Origin of the sequence: Modestobacter sp. VKM Ac-2979, assembly GCF_026967995.1 — a bacterium.
Classification (GTDB): Bacteria; Actinomycetota; Actinomycetes; order Mycobacteriales; family Geodermatophilaceae; genus Modestobacter.
In genome coordinates, this window is sequence record NZ_JAPVBO010000003.1 from 136,775 (window position 1) to 151,145 (window position 14,371).

At 72.5% G+C, this 14,371-nt stretch carries 12 protein-coding genes; 6 read left to right on the top strand and 6 right to left on the bottom strand.

What is annotated here, in order from left to right; translation table 11 throughout:
• Positions 1-28 precede the first annotated feature (28 nt).
• Entirely contained in the window at positions 29-1,039 is a 1,011-nt protein-coding gene (adhP, locus tag O2W15_RS09525) for an alcohol dehydrogenase AdhP (RefSeq protein ID WP_269179231.1), read from the bottom strand.
• Positions 1,040-1,238: 199 nt separating this feature from the next.
• Here adhP and O2W15_RS09530 point away from each other — a divergent pair, with 199 nt between their 5' ends.
• Positions 1,239-1,913, top strand: coding sequence for a universal stress protein (locus O2W15_RS09530; RefSeq protein WP_269179232.1), 675 nt, complete (start codon positions 1,239-1,241; stop codon positions 1,911-1,913).
• Between the two features lie 33 nt (positions 1,914-1,946).
• Here the strand turns inward: O2W15_RS09530 and O2W15_RS09535 are convergent, their stop codons facing one another.
• Positions 1,947-2,504, bottom strand: a complete 558-nt coding sequence (locus tag O2W15_RS09535; protein WP_269179233.1) for a flavodoxin domain-containing protein — start codon at positions 2,502-2,504, stop codon at positions 1,947-1,949.
• A 536-nt stretch (positions 2,505-3,040) separates the two neighbouring features.
• Here O2W15_RS09535 and O2W15_RS09540 point away from each other — a divergent pair.
• Together O2W15_RS09540 and O2W15_RS09545 are read left to right on the top strand one after the other, a co-directional pair.
• Positions 3,041-3,397 carry an ATP-binding protein gene (locus tag O2W15_RS09540; RefSeq protein WP_269179234.1) on the top strand — a complete coding sequence of 119 codons (357 nt, stop codon included), beginning with the start codon at positions 3,041-3,043 and terminating at the stop codon, positions 3,395-3,397.
• 233 nt (positions 3,398-3,630) lie between these two features.
• Positions 3,631-6,249 (top strand): SpoIIE family protein phosphatase, encoded by a 2,619-nt coding sequence (locus O2W15_RS09545; protein WP_269179235.1) that lies wholly within the window; start codon positions 3,631-3,633, stop codon positions 6,247-6,249.
• Between the two features lie 145 nt (positions 6,250-6,394).
• Here the strand turns inward: O2W15_RS09545 and O2W15_RS09550 are convergent, their stop codons facing one another.
• Positions 6,395-7,030 carry a CBS domain-containing protein gene (locus O2W15_RS09550; protein WP_269163208.1) on the bottom strand — a complete coding sequence of 212 codons (636 nt, stop codon included), beginning with the start codon at positions 7,028-7,030 and terminating at the stop codon, positions 6,395-6,397.
• Positions 7,031-7,341: 311 nt separating this feature from the next.
• On the opposite strand from O2W15_RS09550, the gene O2W15_RS09555 reads away from it, so the two are divergent.
• From O2W15_RS09555 to O2W15_RS09565, 3 genes are all read left to right on the top strand, one after another.
• Complete coding sequence (locus O2W15_RS09555; RefSeq protein ID WP_269163207.1) at positions 7,342-8,385, top strand: TerC family protein; 1,044 nt, start codon at positions 7,342-7,344, stop codon at positions 8,383-8,385.
• Positions 8,382-8,702 carry a winged helix-turn-helix domain-containing protein gene (locus O2W15_RS09560; protein ID WP_269163206.1) on the top strand — a complete coding sequence of 107 codons (321 nt, stop codon included), beginning with the start codon at positions 8,382-8,384 and terminating at the stop codon, positions 8,700-8,702. The genes O2W15_RS09555 and O2W15_RS09560 overlap by 4 nt, the downstream gene beginning before the upstream one ends.
• 120 nt (positions 8,703-8,822) lie before the next feature.
• A complete protein-coding gene (locus tag O2W15_RS09565; protein WP_269179236.1) occupies positions 8,823-9,947 on the top strand; it encodes an NDMA-dependent alcohol dehydrogenase in 1,125 nt (374 codons plus the stop codon).
• A gap of 43 nt (positions 9,948-9,990) precedes the next feature.
• Here O2W15_RS09565 and O2W15_RS09570 read toward each other — a convergent pair whose 3' ends face one another.
• The 3 genes from O2W15_RS09570 to O2W15_RS09580 are packed head-to-tail and all read right to left on the bottom strand — an operon-like array spanning position 9,991 to position 14,156.
• A complete protein-coding gene (locus O2W15_RS09570; protein WP_269163204.1) occupies positions 9,991-10,590 on the bottom strand; it encodes a TetR/AcrR family transcriptional regulator in 600 nt (199 codons plus the stop codon).
• Between the two features lie 40 nt (positions 10,591-10,630).
• Positions 10,631-12,202: an APC family permease gene (locus O2W15_RS09575; protein ID WP_269179237.1), complete on the bottom strand. Its 1,572-nt coding sequence runs from the start codon at positions 12,200-12,202 to the stop codon at positions 10,631-10,633.
• Complete coding sequence (locus O2W15_RS09580) at positions 12,195-14,156, bottom strand: primary-amine oxidase (RefSeq protein ID WP_269179238.1); 1,962 nt, start codon at positions 14,154-14,156, stop codon at positions 12,195-12,197. Before O2W15_RS09580 ends, O2W15_RS09575 begins: the two co-directional genes overlap by 8 nt.
• Between the last annotated feature and the right edge of the window lie 215 nt (positions 14,157-14,371).

Below are 14,371 nucleotides of genomic sequence, written 5' to 3' on the forward strand. Positions count from 1 at the left end.
GCGCCGCGCCGATCAGGCGCCGCGGCGGTCAGAACTGGAAGACGATGCGGGCGGGGACGTGTCCGGCGAGCACGTCGGCCATCGCCTCGTTGACGTCGTCGAGCTTGCGGTCGACCGTGATCACCTTCGTGCGGCCGGCGGCGTGCAGGGCGAAGACGTCGGCGAGGTCGTTGCGGGTGCCGACGATCGAGCCGATCACGGACTTGCCGGACAGCACGGTGTCGAAGATCGGCAGCTGCATCGTGCCGTCGGCGGGCAGGGCCACGCAGACCAGCCGGCCGCCGCGGCGCAGCGACCGGTAGGCCTGGTCGAACGACGCCGGTGCGGCGGCGAGTGCGACCGCGACGTCGGCGCCGCCGAGCGCCTGGATCGCGGCGACGGGGTCGGTGGTGGCCGCGTTGACCACCTCGTCGGCGCCGAGCTCGCGGGCCATCTGCAGCTTGTCGTCCTGGACGTCGACGGCGATGACGAAGCCGCCGGCGATCCGGGCGTACTGCAGGGCCAGGTGGCCCAGCCCGCCGATGCCGAAGACGGCGACGGTCTCGGCCGGGGCGACGTCGGCCACCTTGATCGCCTTGTAGGTGGTGAGCCCGGCGCAGGTCAGGGGTGCGGCGTCCAGACTGGAGACGCCCTCGGGGACCGGGGTGGCGAAGTCGGCGGCGACGACGGCGTACTCGGCCAGCGCCCCGTCGACGGAGTAGCCGGAGTTCTGCTGGGACTCGCACAGGGTCTCCCAGCCGCCGATGCAGTGCCGGCACTCCCCGCAGGCCGACCCCAGCCAGGCGATCGCGACGCGGTCACCGATCGCCCGGGAGGTCACGCCCTCGCCCAGCTCCTCGACGACGCCGATCCCCTCGTGCCCGGGCACGAACGGGGGAGTGGGCTTGACCGGCCAGTCGCCGCGCGCAGCGTGGATGTCGGTGTGGCACAGGCCGCTGGCCTCGATCCGGACCAGCACCTGACCTGGCCCCGGCTGGGGGACGGGCACGTCCTGGACCTGGAGGGGGGCACCGAGTTCGGTGACGACGGCGGCCTTCATGGTGATCTCCGTTTCGACGACGGGAGTGTCGGCGTCGACGATCCCGGTGCTGGGTGCCGACCGGCAGGGGCCAACGTCCCAGGCAGGCAGGACGAGTGCCCCCTGTGCCCGGTCCCCGGGGTGGGGAGCCTGGAGGCTGCGGGCGGCAGCGCACCCGCCGCCGTCCGGCCCGACTCGTCGCACTGGAACGGAGCGCCTCGTGGAGACCGTCGCCTACGTCGCCATCGTCATCGCCCTCTGGGTCCTGGCCGGGCTCGCCGCCGTGGTGGTGTTGCTCGCCCGGCAGGGCTACCGCCACTGGGGGTGGTACCTGATGGGCGCCGTGCTGGGCCCGCTGTTCATCCCGATCGCCGCCGAACGGGCCCGGCGGGACGTCGCGGTGCTGGAGCGCGGGGAGGGGAGCCCCCGGAACGAGGACCCGGACCGGCTGACCGTCGTCGTGGGCGTGGACGGCTCCGCCGAGTCGGACCAGGCGGTACGGGAGGCGGGGCGGCTGTTCGCCGGCGGTGGGGCGGCCTTCGTCCTGGTGAGCGTGCTCGACCCCGATGTGGCCGAGTTCCCGGACGACCCCCGGCGGCGGGCCGCCCACGACCTGCTCACCGACCGGGCGGGCTGGCTGCCCGAGGGTGCCGTGCTGGAGATCGGCTGCGGACAGCCCGCCCGGGTGCTGCTGGAGATCGCCCGGGCCGAGGCCGCCGACGTCCTCGTGCTGGGGCGCCGCGGACGGGGCTTCTCCCGCCGGCTGCTGGGCAGCGTCGCCGAGCGGCTGGCGCACGAGGCCGGCGTCCCGGTGGTGTTCCCGCCCGCCGCCGCGGGCCACCAGCCCGTCGACCGGACCACCGGCCAGGCCACGCGCCCGGTCCACCGCTCCTGACGGAGCTGCCTCAGGACGGCGACGGAGCTGGCCTCAGGACGGCGAGGAGGGCGGCGCCGAGGAGCTCACCGCGCCGGCGAGCGCCTCGGCGATCTCCTCCGCCCACGCCTGCGTGGCCGCCCAGTCGCGGAAGTCGCCGACCGGGGCGCGCAGCGCGGTCACCATGGCCAGCTCGCCGATCCCGAGCAGGGCCCGGTCCAGTCGCCCGGGCAGCACCCGGTGTCCACGGGCGCCCACGGACGCGCCGATCGGCTCGGCGTCGTGCGGCTCGTCCGGTGGGAAGGGCGGTGCGCCGATCGGACCGCTGCTCAGCAGCCAGACCGGCCGGCCCCGCAGTGCGGTGGCGTGTTCGGCGGCGTAGTGCCGGGCGGGCTCCAGCCACCGGCCGGCGTAGACCGCGCTGCCCAGCACGACGGCGTCGTAGGACGAGGGGTCGGGGCGGCGCTCCACCGGGACGGCGACCGCGCGGAGTCCGCAGCGACGACCGGCCGGCGACTCCTGCAGGTGCCGGACGACCGCGGCGGCGATCTCGGCGGTGGAGCCGTGCCGGCTCGCGACGGTCACCAGGACCCGCGGCGGGTGTGTGCTCATCGTCGTTCCTCTCGGCAGCGGACCGGACGGGCGTGCTCCTGCGAGCGTCGGCGCACCGGGGCGGTCCGCGCCGGGGTCCCGGGTCCCGGCTGCCCAGGACCTTCGACCCGTGGCTGCGTCGGGGCGATCAGCGCGGGGGCGTGCTGCCCTGTCCCTGGCCCTCGGGCAGCACGCGCGCGGCCACGACGCCCGGGACGGTCCGGGCGTCGGCGTTCTGGATGGGTCCGGCGGGAACACTGCGGTGGTCGACCTGCTCCCGGGCTCAGGATCAGGTCGGAATGGCAGCGCAGCGGACTCTGCCGGTGCCGCTTCCCCGCTAGCGTAGCGTCGCAACTACCGACGGCGAGCAGCCGATGAGTCAAGCCTACGGCTCGGGAAGCTTGTACTGGCTCTCTCGTCGGATGAACTCCCACCACATCGTGGGATCTGGAGCGCGCGAACACATGGATGCACCACTCTGGTCGGAACGAGCACTCCCGCAGCCATTACGAGATCAACTACCGCCGTGGGCGTGGGACCTGCAACAGGCCGCCGACTTGACCCGCTCGCGGTTGGACCTTCGAGCCAATGTCCTGGGCGCGGGCGTGCCACCGGGTGACATATCCGAGGACATCGAGTGCCTGCTGCTGGCCTACGAGGAACTCGCGTCCAATGGCTTCAGGCACGGGCAGCCGCCGGTCCAGGCAGCGGTCACTGCCGCAGGCAACGGCTGGCTGATCGACGTCACCGACGCCGCGCCTGACCATGCGCCGACCCCGGCGGTGGACCGGGATCCGGCCTTCGGTGGCCTCGGCCTGCACCTCATCTCTCGGCTGTGCGGTGACTACGGCTGGTCGGTCACGGCAGACCGCAAGCACGTGTGGGCCTACGTGAACGTGGACACCGCCGCCTGAGGTCATGGACGGCGGGCTCTGCACCGCCGTCCATGAGGCCGGAACGCGTAACGGCCGCCACCCAGGACCACGGAGCTCTCGGCCAGTCCCCCTGCTGGAGTGCCACCGGCGCGGCGTCCTGGATGACGGTGGTCCCTCCTGGAAACGCGGTCTGGTCTTCGGCCTGCTGACCGACGGCCCAGCGGCTTGATCGTGCCGGTAACATCGAAGGCCACTGGACGGGACGTCGGCTGATGGGTGTCCGCCCGCGAAGGGGACGCGTGACCGGCTCGCTGCCTCTGATCTCCTCCCTACCCGCCGCATCTGATCCGGCGTTCGAGCGGTTCGCCCGACTGGTCCGCCGGCAGCTGGGCGTGCCGGTCTCGCTGGTCACGATGGTGTCGGCGCACGAGCAGGTTTTCCCCGGAGCGATCGGGCTGCCCGAACCCTGGCAATCGACGCGATGCACTCCGCTGAGCCACTCGTTCTGCCAGCACGTGGTCCGATCGGGCGAGCCGCTGGTGATCGGCGACGCTCGCATCGACCCGCTGGTCGCGGACAACCTGGCGATCCCCGACCTCCACGTCATCGCCTACGCCGGGATCCCGCTGACCGACGCCGACGGTGTGGTCGTGGGGTCGTTGTGCGCCATCGACAGCGAGCCGCGTACGTGGACGGATGAGGACCTGGCGGTGCTCACCGACCTGGCCGGGGCGTGCAGCTCGGAGCTGCAGCTGCGCCAAGCCCAGCACCGCACCGCGGTGGCCGCGGCCGAAGCGCGGGAGCTCCGGGCGGAGCAGGACGCCGACCGGTCTGTGCGGACGCTGGCTCTGGACGCCGGTCAGGTGGGCACCTTCGCCTTGGACCTGGGTTCCGGTGCACTGACCGTCGACGACCGCCTGCTGGAGCTGTCGGGGATGGACCGGGCCTCGTTCTCCGGTCGCCCCGACGACGTCTACGCCCACGTCCACCCCGACGACGTCGACGACGTCGTCGCCGGGGTGCGGTACGCCATCGAGGCCGGCGGCACCTACGAAGCGGAGTACCGCATCGCCCTGGCCGACGGCTCGCACCGGTGGGTCGCCGCCCGCGGCGAGGTGGTCGGTGACGACGGGGAGTCGGGTCGGCGGCTGGTCGGCGTGGTGCACGACAGCACCTCGACCCGCGAGCCGCAGGAGCGGGCGGCTCAGATCGTGGACGAGATGGCTGTCGGGTTCATAGCACTGGGCACCGACTGGGTGATGACCCACGTCAACCGTGAGGCCGAGCGCATCCTCGGCCTCCCGCGGTGGCAGATGCTCGGTCAGAACATGTGGGAGGTGTTCCCTGCCGGGGTGGGGAGCGTCTTCGAGCACAACTACCGGACCGCCGCGGCCACCGGACAGCCGGTGGTCTTCGATGCCTACTACCCCAGACCTCTGAACATCTGGGTGGAGGTGAGAGCGGTGCCCAGCCCGTCGGGTCTGGTGCTGCACTTCGTCGACATCACCTCCCGCGTGGTGGCCCAGCAGCAGGCCGAGCAGGTGGCTGCCCGGGAGCAGCTGCTGTCCCGCATCACCGAGGACCTGTCGGCGACCCTGGACGGCGATGAGGCCGCGCAGCGGCTGGCGCAGCTGGTCGTCCCAGCGGTCGCCGACTGGTGCGTCGTGACCGGCAGCGAGGACGACCGGGCCGCCGGCTCCCGTCGCGGGATGCGCACGGCGTCGTGCTGGCACACCGACCCCGATCGTCGGGACACCACCTCCGCCTACGCCGAGGCGTGGCTGAGCTCGCTGGATGACGACTCCATCCTCGTCCGCGCGCTGACCAGCGGGCAGATGCAGCTCGTCGACTCCGGCGCGACCGCGCAGGTGCTGCCGATGATCACTGCCGGCCCGGTGCGTGACCTGCTCGCCGACCTGGCCCCTGAGGCCGTCGCCGTCCTGCCGTTGCCCGGGCGCGACGGCCCGGTGGGGCTGCTCACCCTGGCCAACGGCACCGCCCGTGGCGCGTTCGCCCCCGAGGACCTGGTCACCGCGCGGAACATCGCCGACCGCGCCGGTCTGGTGCTGGACAACGCCCGGCTGTACCGGCAGCAGCGTGACGTGGCCGAGGGACTGCAGCGGTCCCTGCTCACCGCACCCCCGCAGCCCGACCACGGGCAGATCGTGGTGCGTTACGTGCCGGCTTCCCAGGCCGCGCAGGTCGGTGGGGACTTCTATGACGCGTTCCTCCAACCCGACGGGGCGGTTGTGCTCGCCATCGGGGACGTCGCCGGCCATGACACCGAAGCGGCGGCGGCGATGGGGCAGCTGCGCACCATCGTGCGCACCCTGGGCGCCCATGACCACGACGGACCTGCCACGGTGCTGAGCCAGGCCGACCAGGTGATGGAGACCCTGCAGTCACACATCCTGGCCACCGCTGCGGTCGCCAGGCTGGAGCAGACGGACCAGGAACGGGCAGCCGGCACGACCCGGGTGCACTGGTCCAACGCCGGGCATCCGCCACCGATGGTGATCCATCCAGACGGGCGCGTGGAGATCCTGGCCCACGACCGCGCTGACCTGATGCTGGGCGTCGACCCGTCCACCGCGCGACGGGAGTCGCAGGTCGAGGTCGGGCGGGACAGCGTCCTCCTGCTGTACACCGACGGGCTGGTCGAGCGTCGGGACCAGGACCTCGACACCGGCACCGCACAGCTGCAGGCAGTCCTGGTCGAACTCGCCGGTTCAGACCTCGACGAGCTGTGCGACACGGTCCTCGCCCGCATGCTCCCGGGCACACCGGACGACGACGTGGCTCTCATCGCCGTCCGGCTGCACCCACAGGACCGGCCGCGGCCGGCCGAGGCCGGGCCGCACCGGATCCCGCCCAACGTCCCCGCCGAGTGACCCAGCCGCCTTGCGGCGTCAGGACCAGTGGGTGGTGCAGGGTGGCGAATCCGCGACGCCACGGATCAGTTCATCGGTCTCAGCGCGTGGAGTCGCCTTGCTCGGGAGTTGCGGGGAGGGCGTCGCATCGGGGACCCCCCCGAGATCACTGCGGTGTGGCGCTGCCTGGGTCGGTGTCGGAGCCGAGGACGTCGGTGGGCACGCGCGCTGCCACCACGCCGGGGACGGTCCGGGCGAGGGTCTCGACGGTGGCCCGCTCGTCGTCGGTGTCCGGGGTGCCGCGGGACCGTCGGACGGTCGCGACGCCCTCGGCGACCTCCACCGCCCAGCTGCCGGTCTCCTGCGTGTAGCTCTCCACCAGCCGGAGCAGGTCGGCCCGGATCTCCTCGTCCGGGCGGGCCAGCGGGCGCAGCAGGTCCCGGCGGCTGACGATGCCCGCCAGTCGTTCCCCGTCCAGCACCGGCACGCTGCGCAGCCGGGCGTCCACGAACAACCGCGCCACGTCGGACACGTCCGCGGTCACCGGCACCGTGTGGACCGACGTCGTCATCACCCCGCGCACGAGCAGGGCCGGTGGCGCGTCGGGCACGGGCGACCGGCGGAGGTGGAGCCGCGGGTCGGGCGGCAGGCGGTCCCGGAGGACGTCGGCCTCGGCGACGATCCCGATCACCGTGCCGCCGTCGTCGACCACCGGCAGGGCGGCGAAGCCCCGCTCGGCCATGACCTCGGCCGCGTACTTCGCCGAGGTGTCCGGCCCCACGGTCACCACCTCGTGTGTCATCACGTCCCTGACCTGCACGGCTCCTCCAGTTCCCCAGCGGTGTCCTTCGGCGGTGCGTCCCCGACGGTAGAGCCCTCGGCGGCGTCCCGGCAGGGTCCTCGGGCCCGACCGGGACGTGCTCGCCCAGCTGCCAGGACTCCGCTCTGGCGCAGACAGGTGAAGTCTGCTTCACTTGTCCTCGTCGTGGAGGGGAGTACCCCAACGCCACCTCGTCGTCAGCACGGCCCTCGTGGCCCGGCGGGATGGAGCTCCTGGGCGGGTGTCCGGGAGCGGGGGAGACCTCCGGTCGCAACCTGACCGGAAGGTGCCCTGTGGACGTCCCCCTCTGGATCTGGCTCGCCGTGCTGGCGGTCATCCTCGTCATGCTCGCCGTCGACCTCTTCGCCCACCGGAACGCGCACGTGATCGGCGTGCGGGAGGCCGCCGGCTGGTCGGCCGTCTGGGTGGCGCTCGGCGTCGCGTTCGGCGCCGTCGTCTGGTGGCAGGCGGGGAGTGAGTACGGCCAGCAGTACTTCGCCGGCTATCTGATCGAGAAGTCGCTCGCCGTGGACAACGTGTTCGTCTGGGCGATCGTGCTGACGTACTTCGCCGTGCCCCGGGAGTACCAGCACCGGGTGCTCTTCCTCGGCGTCCTCGGTGCCCTGGTGTTCCGCGGCATCTTCATCGCCGCCGGCTCGGTGCTCATCGCCAGCTTCAGCTGGGTGCTGTACGTCTTCGCGGCGTTCCTGCTGGTCACCGGCGTCCGGATGGCCCGGCAGCGCAACGAGCACCTGGACCCGGAGCGGTCGCGGGCGCTGCGCGCCTTCCGCCGCTTCGTGCCGATGACCGACGCCTACCACGGCCAGCGCCTCGTGGTGCGGATGGGCGGGCGACTGGTCGCCACGCCGCTGCTCGCCGTGCTGGTGGTCATCGAGGTCACCGACGTCGTCTTCGCGGTCGACTCGATCCCGGCGATCTTCGCGGTCACCGACGAGCCGTTCCTGGTGTTCACCGCCAACGCCTTCGCCGTCCTGGGCCTGCGCGCGATGTACTTCCTGCTCGCCGACCTGATGCACCGGTTCGTGTACCTCAAGGCCGGGCTGGCACTTGTGCTGGTCTGGGTCGGGGTCAAGATGATGCTGAAGGTCGACCTGTTCTACGTGCCGACGACGGTCTCCCTGGCCGTCGTCGCCACGATCATCGGGGTGTCGGTCGTGGCCAGCCTGCGGGCGACGCGTGGTCAGGGCCGGGCGCCGGTGGCATCCGGGGCCGCTGCGCCCTTCCGGGTCGCCTCGGCCGAGGAGACGGCGGCGCTGGAGCCGACCTGGCGACGGCAGCGGGTGGACGCGACGGGAGAGGGGCACGGCGGGCGATGACCGGTGAGCGGCGGTGGACGTTCCTGACCAACCACGGGCACGTCCTGCTGGCCGTCGCCGGCGCACCCGACCTCCGGGTCGCGGAGATCGCCGCGCAGGTGGGCATCTCGCCCCGCGCTGCGCTGGCGATCCTCCGCGACCTGGAGGACACCGGGTACGTGCGGCGGACGCGGGTCGGCCGCCGCACGCACTACACCGTGCAGCCGCACCAGCCGTTCCGGCACCCCGCGGCGGCGGCCCACGAGGTGGACGAACTGCTGGCCATCTTCGGTGGCCCACCGCCGTCAGGGGTCACCGGCGACGCGGCCGGACAGTGACGTGCGCCACTCCGGCCACCTAGGCTGCGGGTGTTCCTGACCGCGCGGTCAGGAAGACCTCGGGAGGAGCGGCTGGCTCCCCGACCGGCCGCATCCTCCGCGCTCGGAGAGGAGCACCCCGTGCCCGTCACCACCCGCGTCTCGCTCGTCCGCAAGGCACCCGGCACCTACGAGACGGCCACCGTCGAGCTCGACGACCCACGCCAGGGCGAGGTCACCGTCAAGCTCGCCGCGTCCGGGCTGTGCCACTCCGACGACCACGTCGCCACCGGGGACGTGCCGGTCGCCGTCTACCCCTACGTCGGCGGCCACGAGGGTGCCGGTGTGGTCACCGCGGTCGGGCCGAACACCCCCGGCTACGAGGTGGGCGACCACGTCGTCTTCTCGTTCCTGCCCGCCTGCGGGCACTGCGAGCCCTGCGCCCAGGGGCAGAGCAACCTCTGCGACCTGGGTGCCTCCCTGCTCACCGGCGCCCGGGCCGAGGACCCGACCAGCTTCCGGATGACCGAGGACGGCAACCCCGTCGGCCAGCAGTGCGGCATCTCCACCTTCAGCGAGTACACGACCGCCTCGGTCGACTCGGTGGTGAAGATCAGCAAGGACGTCCCGCTGAGGTCCGCCGCCCTGGTGGGCTGCGGGGTGCCCACCGGCTGGGGCTCGGCGGTCCGCTCGGCGAACCTCAAGCCGGGCGCCACGGTGATCGTGATGGGCATCGGCGGCATCGGCGCCAACGCCCTGCAGGGTGCGGTGCACGCCGGCGCCAGCACGGTCATCGCGGTCGACCCGGTCCCGTTCAAGCAGGAGAAGGCCAAGGAGTTCGGCGCCACGCACGCCTTCGCCGGCATCGAGGAGGCCACCGAGTACGCCCGGTCGATGACCAACGGGCAGGGCGCCGACGCCGTCATCATCACGATCGGCGTGGTGCAGGGCGAGCACGTGGCCCAGGCGCTGGCCGCGATCCGCAAGGCCGGCACCGTCGTGCTCACCGGGCTGGGCGACGTCACCGCCACCGGCGCCCCCATCGCCCTCGGCGACCTGACGCTCATGCAGAAGCGGCTCCAGGGGTCGCTGTTCGGCGAGTCCAACCCACGGCACGACATCCCCGCCCTGCTGCGCATGTACCAGGCCGGTCAGCTGAAGCTCGACGAGCTGGTGACCAGGGAGTACACGCTGGACCAGGTGGCCGAGGCCTACGAGGACATGCACGCCGGCAAGAACATCCGCGGCGTCATCGTCTTCGACTGACGCTGGACCGCGCCGCCCCGGCTCCTCGCCGGGGCGGCGCAGGTCAGGAGGCCGGGCGGCTGATCGTGGCGAGGAAGTCCTCGAGCACGGCCGTCTGGCGTTCCGGGGTGTTGTGGCGGGGGGAGAAGCAGGCGTTGATCTGCATCCCCATGGTCAGCGCGAGCACCGCGTCGACGATCCGGTCGTGCGGCCGGCCCGGTACCAGTTCGCCGGCGGCCCGGGCCTGTCCCAGGTACATCCGCATCTCCTCGCGCCAGGTCTCCATGGCGCTGTCGTAGAACTCCACGAGCTCCGGCTGGCCGGCGGCGTAGTCCCAGAAGCCGATGACCACCCGGGCCTCGGCGAGCCGGACCTCGTCCAGCGGCATGATCTCCAGGCACAGCAGCCGGAACGCGGTGAGCCCGCCGCCGTCACCGATCGCGGCACGGGCCCGCTCGTTCGTGGCGTCGAACGCCCGCTGGAACGCCGCCCGGAGCACGGCGTCCTTGTCCGGGAAGTACCGGGCCAGCGCACCGTTGGCGTACCCGGCCTCCGCGGCCAGCTCGCGCATGGTGACCGCGATGAACCCCTTGCGGACGATCAGCGACCACACCGCCTCGATGATCTCGGTGCGGCGGGCGGCGTGGTCGACGATCTTCGGCACGGGGCTCCTCGGGACGCGGGGGTGCTCAGAGGAGCATCGGTCACCCCACGACGTCGCGGAGCGCCGGGCGCTGGTCGGCGTTCCGGGAGAGCACTGCGCCGACCACCAGCCCGACCAGGAACAGCACGAAGGGCAGCAGCACCAGCGTCCAGCCGGTGGCGCTGAGCTGCCAGGCCGTCACGGCCGGGTCGACTCCCTCGGGGACGGTGCCGGCCAGCAGGCCGAACCGGCCGATCAGCAGGTAGAGCCCGGTGGCCAGGCCGAGGGCGGCGAGCACGGGTGCGGCCAGCGTCGACCACCAGTGGCCCCCGCGCCCCGTCCCGCGGAAGTGCACCAGGACGGCCAGGCAGACGAGGATCTCCACCAGCACGACGGAGATGACCGCCATCCCGGAGGACCAGTAGAAGAGGTTGAGCACCGGGTCCAGGCCGGCCAGGGCGAAGACCACGATGACCGCGCCGGTGAGGACGCTGGTCACGATCGCCCCGATGCCGGGGGCGCCGTGCCGGTTGGTGCTCTGCAGGGCCCCGGGGAAGACCCCGGCCCGGCCGAGGGAGAAGAAGTAGCGGGCGCTGCAGTTCTGGAAGGCCAGCAGCCCGGCGAACAGGCTGGAGAGCACCAGCCAGCTCATCACCGTGGCCAGCCAGTCGCCGACGTAGCTGGCCGCGACGGAGAACAGCACCGCCGCCGGGTCGGCCAGCGGCACGCCGTCCACCGAGGACTCCTCGAGCACCCGGGCGACGACGTCGTCGGTGCCCAGTCCGCTCACCACGGCCCAGGAGGCCGCCGCGAAGATGACGGTGATCAGCCCGACCGCGGCGTAGGTGGCCCGCGGCACGGTGCGCTCGGGGTCCTTGCTCTCCTCGCCGTAGATCGCGGTGGCCTCGAAGCCGATGTAGGAGGCGAACGCGAACGCGAGCGCGATGCCGGCCGAGCCGGCCAGGCCGCCGACGAAGACGTTCTGCGGGGCGAAGGACTCGACCAGGTTCGCCCCGTCGGGGCCGCCGCCCTCGAGCATGACGGCGACGGCGACGACGGCCAGGCTGAGCAGCTCCAGCACCATCAGCGTGCCGAGGACCTTGGCGCCCACGTCGACGCTGACCACCGAGAGGGCGAGCACCAGGGCCCAGGCGGCGAGCGTCCACAGCCACCACGGGGCGTCGATGCCGAAGGTGGCGTCCATCTGCCCGGCCATCAGACCGCCGAAGAACCCGTAGACCGCCAGCTGGATGGTCAGGTAGGCGAACACGGAGACGAACGCCGAGCCGACGCCGGCGGACAGGCCCAGGCCGCGGCCGACGTAGGCGAAGAACGCCCCGGTGTTGGTCACCACCCGGCTCATCGCCGAGAAGGCAGAGGCGAACACCATGAGGACGATCCCGACGGCGACGTAGGCGCCCGGGGCGCCGGCGCCGTTGCCGGCCGCGATGGCCACCGGCACGGCGCCGGTCATGCCGACCAGCGGGGCCGCGGCGGCGACGACGAAGAAGACGATGCCGAGGACGCCGAGCCGGCCGGACTTCAGCTGCTCGCCGTCCCTGCCCCGGCCGGCCGGCTCACCGGGGGAGGTCAGCGCGGTCGCGCCGTTCGAGGTGGTCGGGCGCTCACTCACCGGAGACCTCCGTGGTCGAGCAGGAGGCGGCGCCGCCCGCGCAGTGCGCGGAGGTCGAGGCCGGCACGTCGAGGGTGGGGTTCCGGTCGAAGAAGCCGAACGGCTTCAGCGTGAACCCGGTGTAGTCGACCGGCATGATCGGCCAGTCCTCCGTCCGGGGCACGTGGGTGAGCCCGAAGGTGTGCCAGACCACCAGGTCCTGGCCGTCGATGTCCCGGTCGGGCGCGGCGTACTCCGGCAGCCCGGAGCCCCCACTGTGCTGGTTGACGAAGTCCCCGGCCGAGTACCGCTCGGCGGGGTCGTAGCGGGTCACCCACAGGTGTCGGGTGGCGAACGCCGCCCGCCGGGCGATCGAGGAGTCCGGGTCCGACAGCAGCGTCGGCAGCCCCTCCGGGAACAGGGCGTACCCGACGGGCTGGCCGACGTGGTTGAGCCGCTCGGGGTTGACGATGTGCCACACCCGGTTGGTGGCCGGGGACGCATCGCGCTGGGCCGCGGACTCGGTGGCCAGGGTGGTGCACGAGGTGGTGAACGCGTTGCCGCGCTGGTTGTCCGGCCCCATCGGGACCCGGACGACCTCCACCTCGTCGACCCGGTTGGCGATGCCGTCGACCGTCATGTCCAGGCGGGCGCTGAACAGGTGCTGGTGCAGCGGTGCACCCAGCCCCGGGGCGACCTGCGAGGCGTACGCGTAGTCGCCGCCGGCGTGCGCGGAGGTGAAGACGACGCCGGTGGCCTTGGCCTCGAACTCGATGGTGCCGTCGAGGTAGAGGTACCAGTAGAAGCCGTAGTCGTAGTTGCCCACGGTGGTGAAGAAGGAGACCACCAGCCGCCGCTGCCGGCGGGTCTGCTGCGAGCCGCTCCAGAGGTCGGTGTGCTTCCAGAGGATCCCGTAGTCCTCCTCGTGGATGCAGACCGCGTTGGGCAGCGTGCGGGGGTTGCCCTGCTCGTCGGCGATGACGGCGTCCATGTACGTGATGTCGCCGAGGCAGTCGCAGCCGAGCTCGAGGGCGTTGGCGTAGCGGCCGACCAGGTACTCGCCGGTGTCGAAGTAGTTCTGCCAGGAGCGCACCGGGTTGGGGTCGGCGTAGGGGACGACCATCTCGGCGATCGAGGCCCGGTAGACGACGGGCCGCACACCGGCGCCCTCGTCGAACCCGATCTGGTGCAGCACGAGGCCCTCGCGGGTGTCGAAGCCGACCCGCAGCGACCACTTCTCCCAGGTGAGCAGGTTGCCCTCCAGGGTCAGGCTCGACCCCTGGGGCTGGGTGATCTCGATCGGCTTCTGCGTGGTCCGCGGCGGGCCGGTGACCGCCGGGTCGTCGTAGTTGCCCGAGCCGGTGGGCACCGGGACGGCGCCGGTGTCGATCACCTGGTCGACGACCCGGTTGATCGTGTCGACGTAGGCCACCAGACCGTCGATCGGGTGCGCCCAGGCGGAGTCCGTCGGCGTCTCCTGCAGGAACGCCAGGCCGCGCAGGACCCGTCGCCCCGCCTCGTCCGGGTACTCCTCGTAGGCACCGGCCGACAGGGGGGCCACCCGGACCTGGGCGACGTCCAGGTCCCGGGCCGCCAGGGCGGCCAGCCACCGCTCGTCGGTGGACAGCAGCTGCTCGACCAGCTCGAACTCCTCGTCCAGCACCGGGAGCTGGCCGGAGGTGGCGGTGTCCAGCTCGACGGCCGAGACGACCTCGCCGGCGGTCGTGTCGACGACGACGTCCTGGGAGACCTGGGAGGCCAGGTCCAGCAGCAGCACCCGGAAACGCCGGGCGACCGGCTGCCCGGGACGGTGCGCCAGCACCTCCTGCTTGGGCGGTTCCTGGAGGCCGACGTACACGAAGCGGGTGCTGTCGGCGACCAGGCCGGCCGCGGCGGTGACCCGCCGGACCTCCTCGATCTCCTCGGACTGGACGGGGTCCAGCGGATGGGTCAGCTGGAGCTGGGTGGTGGTCATGGCTGCACCTCGGAACGTCTACGGATGTTGACGAATGCGGGTGCGCGACGAGGGGAGTGGCCGCGCGGTGTGGCGGACAGAGTGCCTCAGCTCACGTTTCGTCGGAAGACCCTGGGTGTGACGTTCTCGTCAAGTCGTCCCCGCCGGCCCTCGTGCGGCGCGCCGGTGCCGGGGTGTCGTGCCGGTGTCGTGCCACGGTGACGTCCCGCGCGACA